Annotated in this window: 21 protein-coding genes; 10 read left to right on the top strand and 11 right to left on the bottom strand. The window is 63.0% G+C overall.

Translation table 11 applies throughout. The features are described from left to right. Positions 1–19 precede the first annotated feature (19 nt). Positions 20–799 (top strand): NAD(P)H-dependent oxidoreductase, encoded by a 780-nt coding sequence (locus tag CH278_RS05755; protein WP_094621394.1) that lies wholly within the window; start codon positions 20–22, stop codon positions 797–799. On the opposite strand, the gene CH278_RS05750 is transcribed toward CH278_RS05755, so the two are convergent. Next, positions 800–1369, bottom strand: coding sequence for a CGNR zinc finger domain-containing protein (locus CH278_RS05750; RefSeq protein WP_094621393.1), 570 nt, complete (start codon positions 1367–1369; stop codon positions 800–802). A 66-nt stretch (positions 1370–1435) separates the two neighbouring features. Between CH278_RS05750 and CH278_RS05745 the strand changes: the two genes are divergently transcribed. Beyond that, positions 1436–1849 (top strand): hypothetical protein, encoded by a 414-nt coding sequence (locus CH278_RS05745; RefSeq protein ID WP_256984019.1) that lies wholly within the window; start codon positions 1436–1438, stop codon positions 1847–1849. Here CH278_RS05745 and CH278_RS05740 read toward each other — a convergent pair. Continuing rightward, positions 1840–2316, bottom strand: a complete 477-nt coding sequence (locus CH278_RS05740) for a DinB family protein (RefSeq protein WP_094621671.1) — start codon at positions 2314–2316, stop codon at positions 1840–1842. The genes CH278_RS05745 and CH278_RS05740 overlap by 10 nt on opposite strands. A gap of 133 nt (positions 2317–2449) precedes the next feature. Here CH278_RS05740 and CH278_RS05735 point away from each other — a divergent pair, with 133 nt between their 5' ends. Together CH278_RS05735 and CH278_RS05730 are read left to right on the top strand one after the other, a co-directional pair. Beyond that, a complete protein-coding gene (locus tag CH278_RS05735) occupies positions 2450–2872 on the top strand; it encodes a hypothetical protein (RefSeq protein ID WP_256991769.1) in 423 nt (140 codons plus the stop codon). A 96-nt stretch (positions 2873–2968) separates the two neighbouring features. Beyond that, positions 2969–3991 (top strand): ABC transporter substrate-binding protein, encoded by a 1023-nt coding sequence (locus CH278_RS05730; RefSeq protein WP_094621391.1) that lies wholly within the window; start codon positions 2969–2971, stop codon positions 3989–3991. Here CH278_RS05730 and CH278_RS05725 read toward each other — a convergent pair. Further along, entirely contained in the window at positions 3966–5249 is a 1284-nt protein-coding gene (locus CH278_RS05725) for an MFS transporter (protein WP_256991770.1), read from the bottom strand. The genes CH278_RS05730 and CH278_RS05725 overlap by 26 nt on opposite strands. Positions 5250–5480: 231 nt before the next feature. Between CH278_RS05725 and CH278_RS05720 the strand changes: the two genes are divergently transcribed. Beyond that, positions 5481–6365 (top strand): COX15/CtaA family protein, encoded by an 885-nt coding sequence (locus tag CH278_RS05720; RefSeq protein ID WP_179274344.1) that lies wholly within the window; start codon positions 5481–5483, stop codon positions 6363–6365. 104 nt (positions 6366–6469) lie between these two features. Here CH278_RS05720 and CH278_RS05715 read toward each other — a convergent pair whose 3' ends face one another. After that, positions 6470–7066: a hypothetical protein gene (locus CH278_RS05715; protein ID WP_094621389.1), complete on the bottom strand. Its 597-nt coding sequence runs from the start codon at positions 7064–7066 to the stop codon at positions 6470–6472. 17 nt (positions 7067–7083) lie between these two features. Then, the gene (locus CH278_RS05710; protein WP_094621388.1) at positions 7084–7458 is read right to left on the bottom strand and encodes a hypothetical protein; all 375 of its coding nucleotides are present in this window, start codon (positions 7456–7458) and stop codon (positions 7084–7086) included. Positions 7459–7608: 150 nt separating this feature from the next. Between CH278_RS05710 and CH278_RS05705 the strand changes: the two genes are divergently transcribed. The 3 genes from CH278_RS05705 to CH278_RS05695 all read left to right on the top strand — a co-directional run bounded on the left by CH278_RS05705 (position 7609) and on the right by CH278_RS05695 (position 9641). Then, positions 7609–8466: an alpha/beta fold hydrolase gene (locus CH278_RS05705; protein ID WP_256991771.1), complete on the top strand. Its 858-nt coding sequence runs from the start codon at positions 7609–7611 to the stop codon at positions 8464–8466. A gap of 128 nt (positions 8467–8594) precedes the next feature. Beyond that, positions 8595–9287 carry a hypothetical protein gene (locus CH278_RS05700; RefSeq protein ID WP_094621387.1) on the top strand — a complete coding sequence of 231 codons (693 nt, stop codon included), beginning with the start codon at positions 8595–8597 and terminating at the stop codon, positions 9285–9287. Between the two features lie 45 nt (positions 9288–9332). Next, positions 9333–9641 (top strand): hypothetical protein, encoded by a 309-nt coding sequence (locus CH278_RS05695; RefSeq protein ID WP_094621386.1) that lies wholly within the window; start codon positions 9333–9335, stop codon positions 9639–9641. Here the strand turns inward: CH278_RS05695 and CH278_RS05690 are convergent. The 4 genes from CH278_RS05690 to CH278_RS05680 are packed head-to-tail and all read right to left on the bottom strand — an operon-like array spanning position 9602 to position 13380. Further along, the gene (locus CH278_RS05690) at positions 9602–10918 is read right to left on the bottom strand and encodes a hypothetical protein (RefSeq protein WP_094621385.1); all 1317 of its coding nucleotides are present in this window, start codon (positions 10916–10918) and stop codon (positions 9602–9604) included. The genes CH278_RS05695 and CH278_RS05690 overlap by 40 nt on opposite strands. Then, entirely contained in the window at positions 10915–11334 is a 420-nt protein-coding gene (locus tag CH278_RS05685; protein WP_094621384.1) for a hypothetical protein, read from the bottom strand. The genes CH278_RS05690 and CH278_RS05685 overlap by 4 nt, the downstream gene beginning before the upstream one ends. 1 nt (position 11335) lies before the next feature. Beyond that, positions 11336–11500: a hypothetical protein gene (locus CH278_RS27375; protein WP_179274346.1), complete on the bottom strand. Its 165-nt coding sequence runs from the start codon at positions 11498–11500 to the stop codon at positions 11336–11338. Next, a complete protein-coding gene (locus CH278_RS05680; RefSeq protein WP_094621383.1) occupies positions 11497–13380 on the bottom strand; it encodes a hypothetical protein in 1884 nt (627 codons plus the stop codon). The genes CH278_RS27375 and CH278_RS05680 overlap by 4 nt, the downstream gene beginning before the upstream one ends. Positions 13381–13515: 135 nt before the next feature. On the opposite strand from CH278_RS05680, the gene CH278_RS05675 reads away from it, so the two are divergent. Next, positions 13516–14310, top strand: coding sequence for a hypothetical protein (locus CH278_RS05675; RefSeq protein ID WP_094621382.1), 795 nt, complete (start codon positions 13516–13518; stop codon positions 14308–14310). Here the strand turns inward: CH278_RS05675 and CH278_RS05670 are convergent, their stop codons facing one another. Then, the gene (locus CH278_RS05670) at positions 14311–14718 is read right to left on the bottom strand and encodes a hypothetical protein (RefSeq protein WP_045841083.1); all 408 of its coding nucleotides are present in this window, start codon (positions 14716–14718) and stop codon (positions 14311–14313) included. 184 nt (positions 14719–14902) lie between these two features. On the opposite strand from CH278_RS05670, the gene CH278_RS05665 reads away from it, so the two are divergent. Continuing rightward, positions 14903–16042, top strand: a complete 1140-nt coding sequence (locus tag CH278_RS05665) for an alpha/beta fold hydrolase (RefSeq protein ID WP_094621381.1) — start codon at positions 14903–14905, stop codon at positions 16040–16042. Here CH278_RS05665 and CH278_RS05660 read toward each other — a convergent pair whose 3' ends face one another. Beyond that, the gene (locus CH278_RS05660) at positions 16043–16585 is read right to left on the bottom strand and encodes a MarR family winged helix-turn-helix transcriptional regulator (protein ID WP_032367011.1); all 543 of its coding nucleotides are present in this window, start codon (positions 16583–16585) and stop codon (positions 16043–16045) included. Positions 16586–16656 lie beyond the last annotated feature (71 nt).

Raw genomic sequence — 16656 nt, 5'->3', positions numbered from 1 at the left:
TCGACAACAGGGAGCACCCGTGAAGACGCTCATCGTCTATGCCCACCCAGAACCACAGTCGCTCAACCACTCCCTCAAAGATCTGGCCGTCACCACGTTGGAAGCCGCAGGCCACGAAGTGCAGGTGACCGATCTGTACGGATCGAAGTGGAAAGCTGCACTCGACGCCTCGGACTACGGCCCTGCCGCGTCCTCGCCACTGCGGGTGGCTGCAGATTCCGGACGGGCTTTCGACACCGGCACTCTCACGTCCGATGTCCGCACCGAGCAGGAAAAGCTGTTGTGGGCCGACACCATCATCTTCCAGTTCCCGCTGTGGTGGTACTCGATGCCCGCGATCCTGAAGGGGTGGGTCGATCGAGTGTTCACCTACCACTTCGCTTATGGCGTCGGCGAACACAGCGACACCAAGTACGGTGAGCGCTACGGCGAAGGAACCCTCGCCGGCAAGAGAGCACTGCTGTCGGTCACCGTGGGCGGCCCGGAAGCCCACTACTCCGATCGGGGCATCAACGGCCCCATCGACGACCTGTTGTTCCCCATCCACCACGGTATCCTCTACTACCCGGGGATCGACGTGCTGCCTCCGTTCGTCGTCCACGGATCCGATCGATTGACGGCCGAGGAGTACGCGGTTGCAGCGAAGAACTGGGAACGGCGACTACTCGAACTCGAGACAACCGAACCAATAGCGTTCAGGAAACAGAACTTCGGCGACTACGAGATGCCGTCCCTTCGTCTCAAAGAGGGCCTCGAAGAACCCGGGCAGTCGAGTTTCGCCTTGCACGTGCGATCGTGATCATTTGTCGCCGAGCGCATTTCTGCGTTGCCGATGGTTGGCCACGTTGATCCGGTTACCGCACAGGTCGGGCATGCAATAGCGGCGTCGACCACCGCGACTGACGTCGACGAACACGCCGTTGCATGTCGGTGACGCGCACGCACGGAATCGCTCGAACCCGAGAATTCGCAGAGCACTCAGCAGGGCGTAGCCCGTGAACACGGTCAACTCCTCCGCCAGTGTGCCGACGCTCTCGGTCGTCGCTTTCCATCGCCACACGGTGCCGTCCAGCTCGACGAGTTCGACGTGATGCCGAACCGTCGACAGTAGCTCGTGCGTGAGGTCGACCAACTCCCCCGGCGACGACGCGTCGACGATCGGTCGCAAGCGCTCACGTAGCGCCCGGACCTGTTCCAGATCGCGTTCGTCGAGCGCTTCTGTTCGTACGTCGCTGTCGGCGAGGAACGCCTGTAGTGCCTGCGGGTCGCGCAGCTGGTCACCGGCGACCACCCACACCGCCGGAGAGGTGTTCACCAGTTCCGTCGCGAACGCGGCACCGTGGGTGTAATCGTCCAAAAGGGCTTGCACCCCTTACCTCCTGTCGCTACCGTAACCGAATAAAGCCACATTACTCCCTTACGGACGGATCTCGGTATGACGACGCGACAGCACTGCAGCTCCACCGCCGACGGCTATGCGCATCCCCTGACCGATCATCTTGCCGATGCACGCGATCACCTACGCCGGGCCGCGGCGTCCGCATCCCGAGCGCCTCTGGCTGGTGCCGACTTGTATTGGGCCTTAGGGATACTCGCCCAATGCACGTCGGCCGCCAACGACGTCATCCAAAGGATCGGGGTCGAAGCAGGCCAGCAGCTGCCCGACGGTTCGAATGCTAACGAGTCCGATCCGACCACGACGGCTCGCGATATCGCACTGGTCTCCGCGGTCTTATCCCTCGCCACCGCATCGGCCCGTTGCGGACCGGTGACAGCCGCGGTTACGGATGCGCAGATCGCCGTCACCGACCTGGTCGCCACGCCGACAGTCGGCAGTCGTCACGCCTGACGAAGGACGTCGCGTGTGAGCTCGAGCTGGCCGAGGTGCTGGGATAGCTCGCGCACCAGATGCGCCAACACCCATTCCGGGGTGGCGGTTGCGAGCTCCGGGCGTGTGGAACCCATGACGGTCCGATCACGAATCCCCTCGCGCAATGCCATATCCACCCACTCGGGCAGACGCGTACGAACGTCGTCGACCCGTCTGATCAGGTCATCGACCCGGCCGGTGGCAGTGAACTCCGTGGCGCGGTCCCGCGGAAGTTTCAGGCCGGCGATCACCGAGCCTCCCCAGTGCTCGATCACGGCGACACAGTGGAAGACGATTGCGTACGGACTGTTGGCGCCCGGCAGATCCGGTGTGGTGTTGGCCAGCTCGTCACCCAGGCCCCTGAGGATTTTCGTCATCGACGACAGACTCTCGCCGATGATCACGAGAGTGGCGTCGGCTACGCGTCTTTCGATGTCGTCCTGCATCACCGGACCGTACACCCGGCCATCTCGCGAACCCAGGGCCGATGGCGTCTCGATAGCTCGTTTGCCACCACCTCGCCTCGAATCGGGGAGAGGATGGGGCCATCGCCAGATTCCGAAACCAGTGGAGGTTGTCATGGCAAGGCTTGTTCAACGGGTTGCAGTGTGCGGTGCGGTAATGGTCGGTGCGGCGATCGCGTCGGCTGCAGTGGCGTCCGCGGAGGTGACGATCCCGTTTCAATTCAACCCTGCGCCCTACGGAAACCCCAGGGGCAGTGTCGATTCACCCCCGAGCAATTGCGCCGTGGTGGTCGGCGAGCAACCCGGGATCGCCAAGGTCACCGACATCCCGAACGCGAACACCGGGTGCTACCTCATTTCCGACGTGCGCTGGGTGAACCTGACTACCGGGGCCAGTGGCAACGCCCGATTGTCCGACGCCCTCTTCGGATCCCCACACGAGGCAATTGTGTACAGCGGGCCAGGGCAAGTGGTACTCGTCGGACTACCGACTTCCGCGACCACCGTGCCGGGGTTCGCGACGTTCTACGTTCCGTAGCCATTCGAGAAGGTATCGACCGCAGAACGTAGGACAGCACAATCAGGCGTGGGTGGTTTAGATTAGGGCATCCAAACTACGCTCGAAGGAGACTCGATGAATCCCGTGGTGAATCGGCGGACTGCGTTGTCGATGACGTTCGTGTCGGTCGCCGGACTCGTTGTTGCCGGCTGCGCCAACGGCTCGGCGCAACGTTCGGATGGTTCGAGTTCGACGGCGAACGTCGAGAGCGGTGCGTTCCCCGTGACGATCGAGCACAAGCTCGGCTCCACGACTATCGACTCCGCTCCCACCCGTATCGCCGCGGTGGGCATCGGCGACTCCGACGTGCTGCTCTCGTTGGGTTTGACGCCCGTGCTGGTGCCGGTGTGGAAGGGCTCGACCGACGACGGCATCGGCATCTGGGCCGAACCGACAGTCAAGGGAGACGAACCGGTCGCGCTGGCGAATGCGACGACCGAGTTCGATGTGGAGACGATCGCCGCTGCTGCCCCTGATCTGATCATCGCCGTCAACAACGCCATCGACGAGGACGTCTACGCGCAGCTCAGTGCGATCGCGCCGACGGTGCTGCACGCTGCCGACCAGACCGACTGGGTGCTGCCGTGGCAGGAGGTGACCACCAGAATCGGACGGTCGGTGGGCTTGCCGAGTGCCGCTCAGGCCGAGGTCGACCGCGTCGAAGCCCTTGTGGCGCAGGCTCGAACCGACAATCCGCAGTTCGTCGGCAAGACGGCTGCATTGGTCATCAGGTGGAGTGACGGCAAGCTACGGGCGTTCAGTCCCGACTCGGCGCGGGCCCAGCTGTTGACCGCACTCGGCTTCGAGGCACCCGCCGCATTGGCGGCCCAATTCGAAGGCAAGCTGAACACCGAACTGTCGGCCGAAAGCTACAGCTTGCTCGACTGCGACTACCTCTTCTTCGACAATTATGAACTCCACCGCGAGTCCATGGAATCGCAGGAGACATTCACCAATCTGGGCGTCGTGCGCAACGGTGGATTGATCGCGCTGGATCCGATTGTTTCCGATGCAGTGTCGATGCCGAATCCGTTGACCATCCCGTTCGTGCTGTCTGCGTTCATCGACGACATCAAGGCTGTCGACGCGGCCAGATAGCGTCGGACATCGACGACCACACACCGAGCACGAAGGCAGGCGCGGCGATGCAGCCGGCGACCACCAACCATGGGGTCGCCGCTGCAACGCTGCCGTCGTCGAGGCGATCGTAGAGATACCCGACGCCGATTGTGCCGATCAGCGACAGACATCCACCGATGGTGTTGAGCAGTCCGAAATGTGCTCCGAGATAACGTTCTCCGGCAATTCGGGCCAGTGTGTCTCGCATCGACGGCACCATCAACATCTGCCCCAGATGCAGTAGTGCAATCCACGCTGCAATCTGCACGTACGGCCACACCGAGTCGGTCATGATGCCTGGCCCTAGCGCCGGAATGACGAACGACGCCGCCATCACGGCCAAGCCGATGGTTGTTGCGGCTCGCGATCCCATCCGTGCCGCAACCGCCACCATCGGCCGCTGACCGACGATCACCAGTACCGCTGCCCCCACGTAGAACCAGCCGAGCAGATCCTGCGAGCCGATGCGTAGTGAGAGTTGCTCGGGCAGCATCAGATACAGCTGAGCGAGCGCGACGAACTGTGCGCTGCACAGCGTGGCCAGGACGACGTAGCGTCGATTGCCCAACACCACACGCCAGACCCGGGTTATGGGAGTGCCGACGACACTGCCGGTTTCGATCGTCCTGGGGAACAGGAAGTAGAACCCGATCCACATGCCGGCGAACAGCATTGCGGCCACGGCAGCCGATGCCGAGAACGGAAAGATCAGGAGCACCGCCCCCAATGCGGGTCCGAGGACGGTGCCGAGCCGGCTACTCATCTGTTCGTAGCCGAACAGTTCGGTGCGTTTAATGACGCCCGAGTCTTCGAGCTGTCGCCCGATATCGGCGTTGGCCGATTCCACCGCGGGCGCGAACAGCGCTGCGGCGAAACCGATCAGCAGAATCCCGACTATCACCGCAGGGAGGCTGCTCGCAAGCGCCAGCACAACGAACCCGACGATGCGTATTGCTATGCCCCACAGAATGACCGGTCGACGACCGAACCGATCGGCGATACTGCCGCCGAGAAAGAACATGCCCTGCTGACTGAACGTGCGCAGACCCAACACGAGACCGACGATCCAGCTCGCGAATCCGAGCTCCTCGGACAGATGCACCGCGAGAAACGGAACCACCAGGTAGAAGCCGACATTGAACAACACCATCGATGCCAACACGAGCTTGACCACCGACGGAAGGTCACGCAGTCGACCTCGCGCCGACGCACCGCCGACTCCAGGGTTGATCGTCACGAACGTCGACACTACTGGCGCGACGGTCGGTGCGGTCTCCTCAGCCTGGCAGACTTACTACATCGGGATGAGCCATCCACTTGGGAGCTGCGATAGGTTCGAGCGGCTGCAACACGACCGCTTACGCCACCCATCGGAAGTGAACGAGTGCAAACACCATTGAGCCTGGCGGCGGCCCGAATACGCCTAGGGCCGACCGCAATGCGCCGAGCCGCAATAGCATCGATCGTGATGACCATCCTCGTAGTGGCGGGGGGTGCGTTCGTCCGGGTGACGGGCTCGGGGCTGGGGTGCCCAACTTGGCCCTCGTGCACAGACGGTTCACTCGGTCCCACAGCAGAGATGGGGATCCATGGCGTCATCGAATTCGTCAACAGACTGCTGACCTGGGTGCTATGTGCCACTGTCGGTCTAGTCATCCTAGTAGCGCGGTGCCAGCAACCGCCGCGCCGCGACGTACTGACGACGGCATGGTGGCAGTTCTGGATCGTGATTCTCAACGCGATCGTCGGAGGTATCACCGTGCTCGCTCGTCTGAGCCCGTACATGGTTGCAGCTCACTTCATCGCCGCCATGCTGTTGCTGACGGTAGCGACACGAACCTTCGATCTCATCGAATCGCGCGACGTAACTGTTGTGACTGCCACCGGCCGTCTGCGGTTGCACGGGATGCTCCTATTTGTGGTTGCCGCCTCGCTCATCCTCATCGGCACCGTGGTGACTGGCACAGGTGTACATGCTGGCGACTCCGCCGATGTGCACCGCATTCCGTTGGACTGGACCGTCATGACTCTGGTGCACGGCACCGTCGCCCTTGTCCTCGCCGTCGTGGCAGTAGCGATGATTCTGCATGCTCGTTCTGCGGGCGCTCGCAGACTCACTCGGTCGGCCGGCGTGTTGGTTGGCCTGATCCTCGCGCAGGGCGCAATCGGGGTGCTGCAATCCCTCGGTGTGCAGCCCGAAATGCTGATCGTGTTGCATCTGATCGGATCAGCGCTGATTTGGGCCGGCGTTCTGAGAATCGTGTTCGAAACCCGTCGGATCGACGCCGGCGGACCATGGCAACGAGAGGCTCGCCGTGCGCTAACTCAGTCGTCAGCCGATGTTGATCGGTAGGCCAGGATCGTTGAGCCAGTATGTAACACGCCCTATTTGGTTCACGAGCTGTGTCATCAACAGAGCACGCAGCGCGAAATGACGCGCATCCTGGACATGGAGAATTACGTTCCACGCTCCGAGTAGGTCATCCAATTGGGCGCTAACTGCACTAATGGGCCGTAGTGCCGAGAATCCGGTACGCACCGAGCGGTGTAGAGCCAGCCGCGTCGAGACAGCGTGTTGCTGCGTTTGCTGTCCACGAAAGACACACAGTTGTCAGATTCGACGCGTACGTGAGACAACGAAACGCCACTGATCCGGATCGAGCCGATGCGCTGGATGTGCTTGTCGAGCATGGTTTCCGCGAGGCTTTCCATCTCGGGTCTGGCGCGGTCGAAGTCCCGTTCGACCGGCCTTTCGATTGCAATGAATGCCACAGCGGCAGCCAGAACCACCAGCGGGGCGGCCACACTCTGCCACGGCCAACGCCCAGTAGAGGTCCGATAACGGTGCAGCCGGTAGATCCACACGACACCGACGACAATGAGGCCAGCCACTGCCATCCACACGATCACCAAGTCGAGGAACAGATTCCACGGTGAGCGATAGTCCCACCACTCGAATCGGTTCCCTGCGAGAAGTGCGAGAAAGACAACCGTCGCCAGAGCGGTGCCGATCCCCGGCCGACGCCGCGTCACCCGCGTGTTGTCTTCTGCCATGAATTCACCTTCCTGGTTCAACTCGGCGAAAAACCGCCCACATCCAGGGAGATCCACAGGAGGGCCACTGGCCCGTAGACGGCGGTGAAAGATCCAACGGCGCACACGCTCACCCAAATCGACGGGCGCGCAGCCCACACGATCAGTCCGCAGCAGCCGTACACGGCGATCGGCGGAAGCAACCAGGTCAGCCAATACGTAAGAGGTACGTCAGGCGCGCTCGCGCCCCGATCCCTGACCGGCACGGCGAAGATTCCAGGAAGATCCGGTGCCACTCTCAGTGCCCACACGGCACCCACGAAACCCAGGGCACCTCCGACGACAAGGGCGATCATCGATAGAAGCGAGTCCACGAGATCTCGCTTGTTTTCGCTCCGATCCTCGTTGTGCACCTAGCCAGACTAGGGCCTGACCGTCCGCCTTCGGTCGTGATGTACCGGTGCCATCTATCGATCCATTCCATGCCCTCGTTCTGATGAACGCGTTGCCCGAAAGTATCACGATGATCTAATATCTCGATTGTCGAGATATTAGGGAGATCAGTGAATCAGTTCAGTCGTAGCCCAGCAGCCGAGGCATTCTTCTCGGCCTACGACCGCGTGCTGGCCAAGTGGCCGGTTCTCACTGACACCATCGATGTCGAATCCGAATACGGCACAACCCGAATCAACGCTTCCGGACCCGCCGGGGGAATTCCAGTGGTGCTCCTGCCCGGTGGCGGAGCAACCTCTACTGTCTGGTTCGCCAACATCGCAGCCCTGGCCCGGGGCAACCGGGTCTTCGCAATCGACCCTATGGGTGAGCCCGGACGGAGCGTGGTCGGCGAGAAGCCGATCCGGGCAGTCGAAGACCTGATGTCCTGGCTCGATCAAATACTCGACACGCTGGAAGTCACACGGACGTCGGTAATCGGACATGGGTACGGGGCGAAGGTGGCGCTCGACTATGCGCTGCACCGGCCCAAGCGCGTCGGCAGACTTGTTTTACTGGATCCACCATCGTGCTTCGCCGGCATGCGACTGGCATATCTTCTGCACGCGGTGCCCATTCTGGTGCGACCGACTCGCACGCGAATGCGTTCTCTGATCCGGTGGGAAACGCAGAATGCTCCGATAGACGCAGACTGGCTCGACCTCACCGAGCGAGGCACCGACTTCCCGTCGAGCAGACCAGTGGTTCCGCGCCGCCCCAAGAAAGATCGATGGGCGACGCTGTCCGCGGACGTAACCGTCGTCTTTGCCGGTGAGAGCAAGGTGCACAACAGTTCTCGTATCGCGCACGCTGTTGGGGAAGTTCTTCCGAACGCACACACCGTCGTCCTGCCCGGCTGCAGCCGCCATATGCTGCCGATGCTGCCGGCCGGGAAACTGGATGCCGTGCTGCTGAATGCTCTGGGCTGACATCTACCGCCTGATGACCGCGAGCTATAGCTGACGCACTCGCCCCTCCACCCCGATTGGCCGCAGGTCGGCTCAGCGCCAGACGTTCAAAGCATGGGAAGCGCTACTCCCTGTTAGGGTTTGCCGACATGAGGTGGTCGATCGCCCTGATCGCGGCGCTATTCGTCGCAACCGCATGCGGCACCCCGGCCGAGGACCCGCCTAGCACCGCGTCGCCGACGTCCGAGCGCTATTACACGACCGCTCCTACCAACGCCCCCGTCGACGAAACCGCCGTTTGTGTGGACTCCGACCAGCCGAACATCACCGAGGACGACTACGTCACGTACTGGCAGACGGTGTTCGACGACCAGCGTGCCGCCTACCCGGATCAATCGTTCCCATCACCTGCACAACTCGCCGAGGACAAGCGCACGGAGTGGCAGCTAGGGCCGAACGACGAAGTTCCGAGCGGCGGAGATGCAGCCTTCTCACGTGCAGTGTGCGGTCTGCCCATCAACGACGGGCAGCTGCACTCGGGGGTCGAGTTCCGCGCCCTCCGAGGCCAGGTTGCACAGTATGGACGCGCAGCGTGCAACTCGGTCGCCGGTTCCGGAGTCCGCCAGATGTGGGAGCAACTGCATCCCACCGATCGGGCGGCCCCGTCGATTGCTGGTGATCAGGCAGCCCAGTTCGATCTTCTTGTCTATTCGGCACTGGCATATGTATGTCCGCAACTGGCCGACTACCAGGGTCTGCCCGTCATGAAAGATTGTGCCGACTTCGTGCCAGACCCCTCGGCAGATCCCGAAGCGCGGGTTTTCTGTCGCGGTGAACGCTGAGCTCGGGATGTCGTCGTCTGGCACGCACTCCGTCATGATGTACCGGTGCCATCTGTCGATCCGTTCCATGCCCTCGTTCTGATGAACGCCGTATTCGCCTCAGCAGCATGGTCTCTGGCCAGGCCGTCCTGGCCCGCGGCGATATCACTGGGCGTCGTCTCGGTGCTGTGGCTGTTCTTCAACGCCCCCATCGAAGGCAGAACTTTGTACGTGGTCGACGCAGAGAGAGGTCTCACCGAGTCCGACTTCCTCACACTCGCTGGGCTGGTGCTGGCCGCAGTGACGATTGTCAGGGTCCGGCGCGGACGGCCCGATCACGCACCGAACAGCAGGAACAACCCACCGAACGTGTAGAGCACCATCACGACCATCATCGCGAGCTGCCCGGTAGCCGCGTGCTCTTTCGGCAGAGTTCGCAGCGACGCGTCGTGGGCGAGGGTGATGCCCACCAGATGCCCCACCACAACCGCCAGGACGGCGATGCCGGCAACGACCGACGGGTGATTCGACAGGACGTAGGAGACCGATGCATCCCGCAGCCCCAGTACATCCGCTCCGTTGCCCAACGGATCAGACAGCGAAATGATCGTCTGCTGGCCCTTCTCGACGAAGTACGTGAGGTAGTGAGCCGTCATGTAACCCACCACGATCGGAATCAGGGAATGGGCCAGGAGCCCTGGAAGCGCGGTACGGCGAACACGCGACACTCCCCCGGTGGCACGGGCCGCACTCCAGAACGCCGCTCCGACAACGCAGATGACGGCAATCAACCCCAGAGTTCTCGTCGGCACCGATCCGAGAGCGGATTCGTCGACCAACGAACGCCACGCCGGTATCTGCCCGATGCTATCAAAAGCGGTGGACCCGAGCAGAACGGCGAGCACTGCCACCGTGCCCCGCTGCACCGGCAGGCTCACCGCACCGTCCAGCGAAGACCGCAGCGCCAGCACGCCGGACGCGGTATCTCGGGTGAGTGGAGACAACCGAGATACCGTGTCGCTGTACACCTCGAAAGGATCTGCCCGAGAGAACCATTCGTCGCCGAAGATCGCCGCACCCACCGCCATCACCAGGACGTACACCGCGCACCACAGACGAACAGCCGGTACCGACCCCGAATCGGGTGAGGCCAGTTCGAGCCAGACGAACGCGAAGAGTCCGATAACTGCTGGTACGCAGCCCCATTCACGACGGTAGGCGACCATCGCCGCCGACGTCGGACGACGCAACAGTCCGCACACGACTCGGTGTAGTGCCCGCATCGGAGACACGATTCGCCAGAACGGCCCGAACACCAGCGATGCCGGAACGATGCCCACCCACACCAGAACGTAGAAGGTGCCGAGCAACGCGTTGCTGGAATCCTGTGGCCCCCACACCGATGCTGCGGCGACAGTGCCCGCCAGCAGCATTGACAAGGTCCCGACGAGTCCCCGGACGATCGCCGAATCAGCCACCACCGTCGTCCGCGGCAACGCCACGACGACACGCGTAGGGTCGAGCCTGGGACGACGCCACGCGAACAGCAGCAGCACGAACGACGCCGCCAGCGCCCACGCCCCTCCGATCAGGGCGTACGTGACCGGGATCGGCAGATCGGTCGACCCGCCGAGGCCGTGGGCGAGAATCACGGACGAACGACGAGCGTGGCGACGGTGCGATCGCTGTGGTGCAGTTCGATATCCACCTGTCCGGGCACATCGACGGTGAACGTGAACAGCTGATCTTTGCCCGGCTCGATTTCGAAGGTGTGCTCGGGAACCGAATGCACGTGCAGTTCGTCCGTGACATCACTGGTGATGGACATCGAAATCGTCTGCCCCACAGACGCGTCGAGGCGTTGATTGGTCGGTTCGACCGTGTCGCCGACGATCGAGGCATTCATCCGCAGGGTATCGAGCTGCGCGGACACCGACGCGGTGGAGTCGGTGCTGGGCACCGGTTCCGCTGTGGTGGGCGAGGTACCGCCGGACGACGATCCGCAGCCGGCCACCAGCGCCACCGTTGCACACCCGATGATCGCTGCCCGCAGTGGCGACGGTCCCATGTCAGTGCTCTCCTTCTTGTTCGAGTTTCTCTGCGCGCTCCGCCCGGCGGTCCTTCCTGACGACGTACAGCACCGCGGCCACGATGATCAACGCGGGCGCGACTGCCGGAATGGCCAGCACCACAGAGTGATCGGCGAGATAGATGACGTCGGATGCTGCCGTCATACGGAGCTCGAATCCAGCGTCCTGCGTGACACCGATGCTCCCGGGGTCTCGGTACTGATGCGCACTGCGCCCCACGACAGAGCCCAGATCAATGCCAGAGTGCAGACGAGCACAACCAGTGATGCGGCACCGAACAGCCACGCCGGGTGATCGAAGCTCCGCTCACGCTGCAGCAGCGCGGTCTCGCTCTGCAGCTGCCGTGTGAACTGGGCGTCGGCCGAGACCTCGGATGCGCCGATGCCGGGATCGGCCGCCATGAAGATCGGCGTTCCGGTCAACGTTCGACCGTCCTGGATACGCAGGAACGTCTTCCACGTTCCGTGCGCCGGAACCGGACGGGTCGACTGATACATCCCGGGCCCGGTTCGTTCGAGACGATCGACGACCAGACCACGCAGAGTGTCACCGGCTCCCTGCCATGCCAGGATTGCCACCCACTCGGGGTCGTCGGACACCAGATCGGCTGGATCGAGACGGACCGTCGCCGTCACCATGCGGCCACCGTCCTGCGGCGCGGCATCGGCGAGAGTGACCGTCGCCGTTGCGTTTTCCGGTACGTCGATCATCAATCCGTTGGCTGTCGCGCCGCCGAGGACGAGTACCAACGCGACGACGATCGTGCGCCGGACGGCAGGTGCCGGCAGCCCGTCACCGCTGAGCAGTTGCGCGAACAGTCCCGCCGTCAGCCCACACATGACGCCGACAGGTATTGCCATCGCAAGTGCCTCGACCCACATCGACGTCGGCCACGGATACACGAATACCGCCTCTATCCACAACGATTCGAGCCACAGGCCCACGGTTGCGGCAGCGAATCCAGCGAGCATTCCGAATCGAAGTCTGTGCACCACGAGCGGAGTGAGACCGACGAGTTCGACCACCACCGCGATCCCGAGGAACAGCGCAAAGACGTTGTGCGGTTCACCCAGAACGGGACCGACGACAAATGCCGTCAGCTCACGAATGACGGCGGCGAATGCGACGACGAACAGAGTCGCGCCCCGTCCCACGACCAGTCGTGCGGCGACGAGTGCGAACGCGCCGGCACCGACGATGAGCATCGGTTGGAACACCAACCGGAACTGCTCGACTCCGAAGTCGAATTCGATCTGGAACACCGACAGGCCGATGAGGAGGCCACCGAATGCGCTGGCTTTGAGAATCCAGGACAACACCGAGCGTCTGGGCCCCTGCGCAGTTTCGTCCACCTCGTCGGGGGACGTCTGCCGTGCTGCGGCGAGCGCCAGTCTGCCTTCGTGCTCGAGCAGCAGGACGCCGATCAGAGACAGTCCGGCACCGCCGATCAGCATCAGGTGCGTCGGCCCCCACAGCGTGACGTCCTGGCCGAAGATGCGGTGCCAGATGTCATCCAACGGAAAACCGATGAGCGCATACAGTCCACTGCCCGCAATCAGCAGACCACCCGTGGGCGCGTACCAGGTGCGGGTGATCTTGACGGCCGCACGACCGGGCTTCTCGTCGAGCGGCAGGATGATCGCAAGCGCGCCCGCGATGAACAGGAAGAACAAGCCGACCAGGATGAAGTAGTGGGCCGGGTTGGCCAGTGGTCCCTCGTCGCGCCCTCGTCCGATGTGCAGGCTGACGTCCCAGATGAACCCGAAGAATGCCGTCAGGATCGTCGAGACGAACAGGACCAACGGCAGCGCAGCCCAGCCGGGCAAGTTCAGTTTCGATCCCGCGTAGTCCGCCAGCCTCGCCAACCACGTGATGCGGCGAGTGCGGTGCATGAATGCCAGGTACAGCAGAAACAACGACACGACGGCCGCGGCTGCCGTCATACCGAAGACCTGGTCCAGCGCCGCGCCTCCGCTTTCCGACTGAGCAATGACGTTACCCGTCGTCACACTTACATTGACCATAGCGAGAGTATGGACCACAGGCCGCCATTTCGGTGAAGTTCGGGACAATCGGTGGCTCACTGCTCTTCGATCTAGTCCTACAGAGTGATGTGCGCCCGGCCCCTCGATGATTGACTCTCGTCCGTGAGTCACCCAATGAGTAAGCCCATCCACCGCGGCCGCTGGTCGATCGTTCTGTTGGCATGCGCAGGGGCATTATTGGTAGCCGCGTTCATTCTCGGACCGGCCGCTCTGCTGCGCGGAAGTTATCCCCAGTTCCAGGACCAGTCCGCCATGGGCGAGCTGCTCGGCCGTGGATTGGTCGAGTACTGGGGCAGCGGCGTTCGCACCTTTCCGCCCGGGTTGGCGGAGATGGTGGATTACTGGTTCGCGTGGCACGCCATCAAGATCGTCATCTCGGTACTGCTGACCGCCGTTCTGGGCCTGCTGGCAGCGACGCTGTGGAGGCGATCTCTGACTGCCGGCATGGGTTACGTGATCGCTGCGAGTACTTCGACCGTGCTGTCGCTGTTTTCGGTGTTCGTGGCCGTGATCAACATCCAGTCGACGGTAGCTCCCGTCGTCGCCCTGCTTCCGATGCTCTCCGACGACAACGCGGACGGGAAGACGGCGCAGTCACTGATCGAAAGCGGTGTGCAGAGCGGAGATACGAGGCCGCCTCTGCTCGAGCTGCTCACGCAGGGCGAGCACTACAACTGGGCGGTGATCATCGCGACGGGTGTGGTGATCGCCGTTGTCGGTCCCGCAACCGTGATCGCGTTCCGTCGGTACGCGGCGACGGACACGACAGACGCTGCTCACCGTCGAATGTTCGTCACCCTCGGTTCACTCGGCGCGCTGATGACGATCGGGATGGCGCTGCTCTTCGTCGCTGCCGTCGTGGCGGTCGTCGATCCGGGAGACGCGCTCCTCGGATCAGTCGGCGTGTAACTACTGCCGGCTGCGGTCGCGGGCACGCGCGCGGAATTGGCCGATCGCGAGGATGGTCAACGCGACCCCCAACAGGGTGAGGGGGATTTGGGCGCGGGGCGCGTCGATATCGAGTACGAGGATTTGCCACACCACCCACCCGATGGTTACCAACCCCACGAACACGACACACGTCGGAGCGTCGTATGCATCGACGAGCACAGCAGCAACCGAGATCAACGATCCGAGTCCGAGGAAAATCAGCACGAACAGCCCGGAGATGCGGTAGTCCCAGGTATGCCACGCAGGGAGCATGTCGACATCCAAGCCCAGTGACCGCCCGGTGGGGTCGGAGGTCAACGACATTCCGTTGAACGTTCCGGCTGCACCCAACAGGATCAGCAGTGCCACCGTCGAGAGCTTGTTCACGGTGACGTCATGTGTTGGTCGTCCTTCGGTTGCGGCCGCACCCCGGCGTAGTTGTCGATTCTGCCAGAACAAGTCCGATTGGTCTCGTTCTATTCAGACCAGTTTCAGCTGCGCCCCTGTGTACTCTGCCTGCGGGGCGGGTTCGGGCAGAACGTCGCCATGGACGGTCGAACCGAAGGAAGCCATGAAGATTCGCACCATCTTGATTCTGCCTGCAGCGGTGGCAGTGTTCGGCGGCGCGGGACTTCTCACCCCCATCGCCGACGCGGCACCGGCAACGTCCATCGATGTGCTTCCGCGGCTGATCGACGGTGCCGCAGCGGGTTACGCACTGTCCTACGCAACCACCGACGAGCACGGGCGCGCCGCGGTTGCCCGCGGTCAGGTCTACCTCCCCTCCGGCACACCACCACCGGGAGGATGGCCGGTCGTGTCGTGGGCCAAAGGGACCGTCGGCGTGGGTGATTCATGCGCCCTGAGCACAGCACTCGACGACGGTGCCGCCGAGGACCCCATGGCCGTCGAGCTGTCCAAGCCCCTGCTCACCCAGCTGCTACGAAGCGGCACGGCCGTTGTCTCGACGGATTACATCGGACTCGGAACCACCGACGCCCACCACTACCTGAACAACATTTCGGAGGCGAACGCCGTCACCGACATCGTCAGCGCTGCCGCAGACGAACTTCCCGAGCTGTCGCGAACCTGGGTTGCCGCCGGACACTCTCAGGGCGGCGCAGCAGCACTCACCACCGGGGCTCGCGCCGACATCTACGGAGAACGGTCGGATTTTCGCGGAGTGATGTCGTTCGCACCGTCGTCGAACCTCGAAGCCGTCCTTCCACTGCTCTCACCCACCACTCCCCGAATCGCACCTCTCGACAACATCACGGCCACCCTGATCTACGTCCTGTACGGGCTCAGGGACTCTCGGCCGGATCTCGACGTGAACAGCTATCTCAGCGAACTTGGGCGCGACTACCTGGCGCATGCAGAGGACAATTGCATCAGCGACCTACGACAGAAGTCCAGTGCCGTTGCACCACAACAGCTCCTCGCTCGATCGCTCTCCGACCCCGCCATGACCTCGGCTATCCGCGACTACCTATCCGTGCCGACCACCGGTTACACACGGCCGGTGACCATCGAGCAGGGGCTTGCCGATACCGTCGTGCCGCCGGCTCTGACGACCGCCCTCGCTGCGGAACTGGCGGCACAGGGCATCCGCGACGTGACCTACCTGCCCGTGCCCGGTGCCACTCATTACGACGTCATTGCCGCAACCGTCGACGACGCCCTGCCCCGCATACTCGACATGTTGCGCTGATCAGCCACCCACATGCGGTGGACGACGATCGCTGCCGAGCACGTCGTGCATTTCCCCGAGCAGTCGTCGCAGTAGCGATTCCAACTGCTCTTTCTCCCGAGCAGTGAGGTTCTCGAGCAGCTCCGCCTCCCGTCCCAGTACCTCGTCCACGAGGCGTTCGACTGTGCGATGGCCGGATTCGGTCAGTTCGACGTCGACCTGCCGTGTTCCATCGGAACGGGGATGACGGACGACCAGACCCTGCTGCTCCGCACGATCGACGCGTTGAGTGATCGCCCCAGCCGTGACGAGCGCCGCGCCGGCGAGATCCCTGGTACTGAGACGGTACGGAGGCCCAGCTCGGCGAAGCGTCGACAACAGATCGAGGATGGCCGAGTCGGCTCCGGACTGCCTCAGCAGACGCGACCGATCGTCACCGAACAGCTTGGCTACGTGAGCAATACGAGTCACGATGGCAATCGAGTCGACCGGCGTATCCGGGCGCTCCCTCGTCCACGCCATCGCTATCGCGTCGATGGGATCATCCGGATCGAGATCGGTCACTGTTCGCTCCCCTCTGTCATGTGCTGTAACTTCGTTTAGGCCTAAACGAGTCTACAACGTCGAGGAGATCG

This window comes from Rhodococcus sp. 05-2254-5, assembly GCF_002258575.1.
GTDB lineage: Bacteria > Actinomycetota > Actinomycetes > Mycobacteriales > Mycobacteriaceae > Rhodococcoides > Rhodococcoides fascians.
The sequence above is the reverse complement of the archived record's forward strand: the minus strand, read 5'-3'. Positions and strand labels throughout refer to the sequence as shown.

What these genes read in the sequence shown, in the direction of transcription:
- CH278_RS05675 (WP_094621382.1), top strand. Translation starts at nt 13,516, where the DNA reads ATGAGTAAGCCCATCCACCGCGGCCGCTGGTCGATCGTTCTGTTGGCA.
- CH278_RS05745 (WP_256984019.1), top strand. Translation starts at nt 1,436, where the DNA reads ATGACGACGCGACAGCACTGCAGCTCCACCGCCGACGGCTATGCGCAT.
- CH278_RS05685 (WP_094621384.1), bottom strand. Translation starts at nt 11,334, where the DNA reads ATGGGACCGTCGCCACTGCGGGCAGCGATCATCGGGTGTGCAACGGTG.
- CH278_RS05665 (WP_094621381.1), top strand. Translation starts at nt 14,903, where the DNA reads ATGAAGATTCGCACCATCTTGATTCTGCCTGCAGCGGTGGCAGTGTTC.
- CH278_RS27375 (WP_179274346.1), bottom strand. Translation starts at nt 11,500, where the DNA reads ATGACGGCAGCATCCGACGTCATCTATCTCGCCGATCACTCTGTGGTG.
- CH278_RS05720 (WP_179274344.1), top strand. Translation starts at nt 5,481, where the DNA reads ATGACCATCCTCGTAGTGGCGGGGGGTGCGTTCGTCCGGGTGACGGGC.
- CH278_RS05715 (WP_094621389.1), bottom strand. Translation starts at nt 7,066, where the DNA reads ATGGCAGAAGACAACACGCGGGTGACGCGGCGTCGGCCGGGGATCGGC.
- CH278_RS05730 (WP_094621391.1), top strand. Translation starts at nt 2,969, where the DNA reads ATGAATCCCGTGGTGAATCGGCGGACTGCGTTGTCGATGACGTTCGTG.
- CH278_RS05740 (WP_094621671.1), bottom strand. Translation starts at nt 2,316, where the DNA reads ATGCAGGACGACATCGAAAGACGCGTAGCCGACGCCACTCTCGTGATC.
- CH278_RS05735 (WP_256991769.1), top strand. Translation starts at nt 2,450, where the DNA reads ATGGCAAGGCTTGTTCAACGGGTTGCAGTGTGCGGTGCGGTAATGGTC.
- CH278_RS05680 (WP_094621383.1), bottom strand. Translation starts at nt 13,380, where the DNA reads ATGGTCAATGTAAGTGTGACGACGGGTAACGTCATTGCTCAGTCGGAA.
- CH278_RS05700 (WP_094621387.1), top strand. Translation starts at nt 8,595, where the DNA reads ATGAGGTGGTCGATCGCCCTGATCGCGGCGCTATTCGTCGCAACCGCA.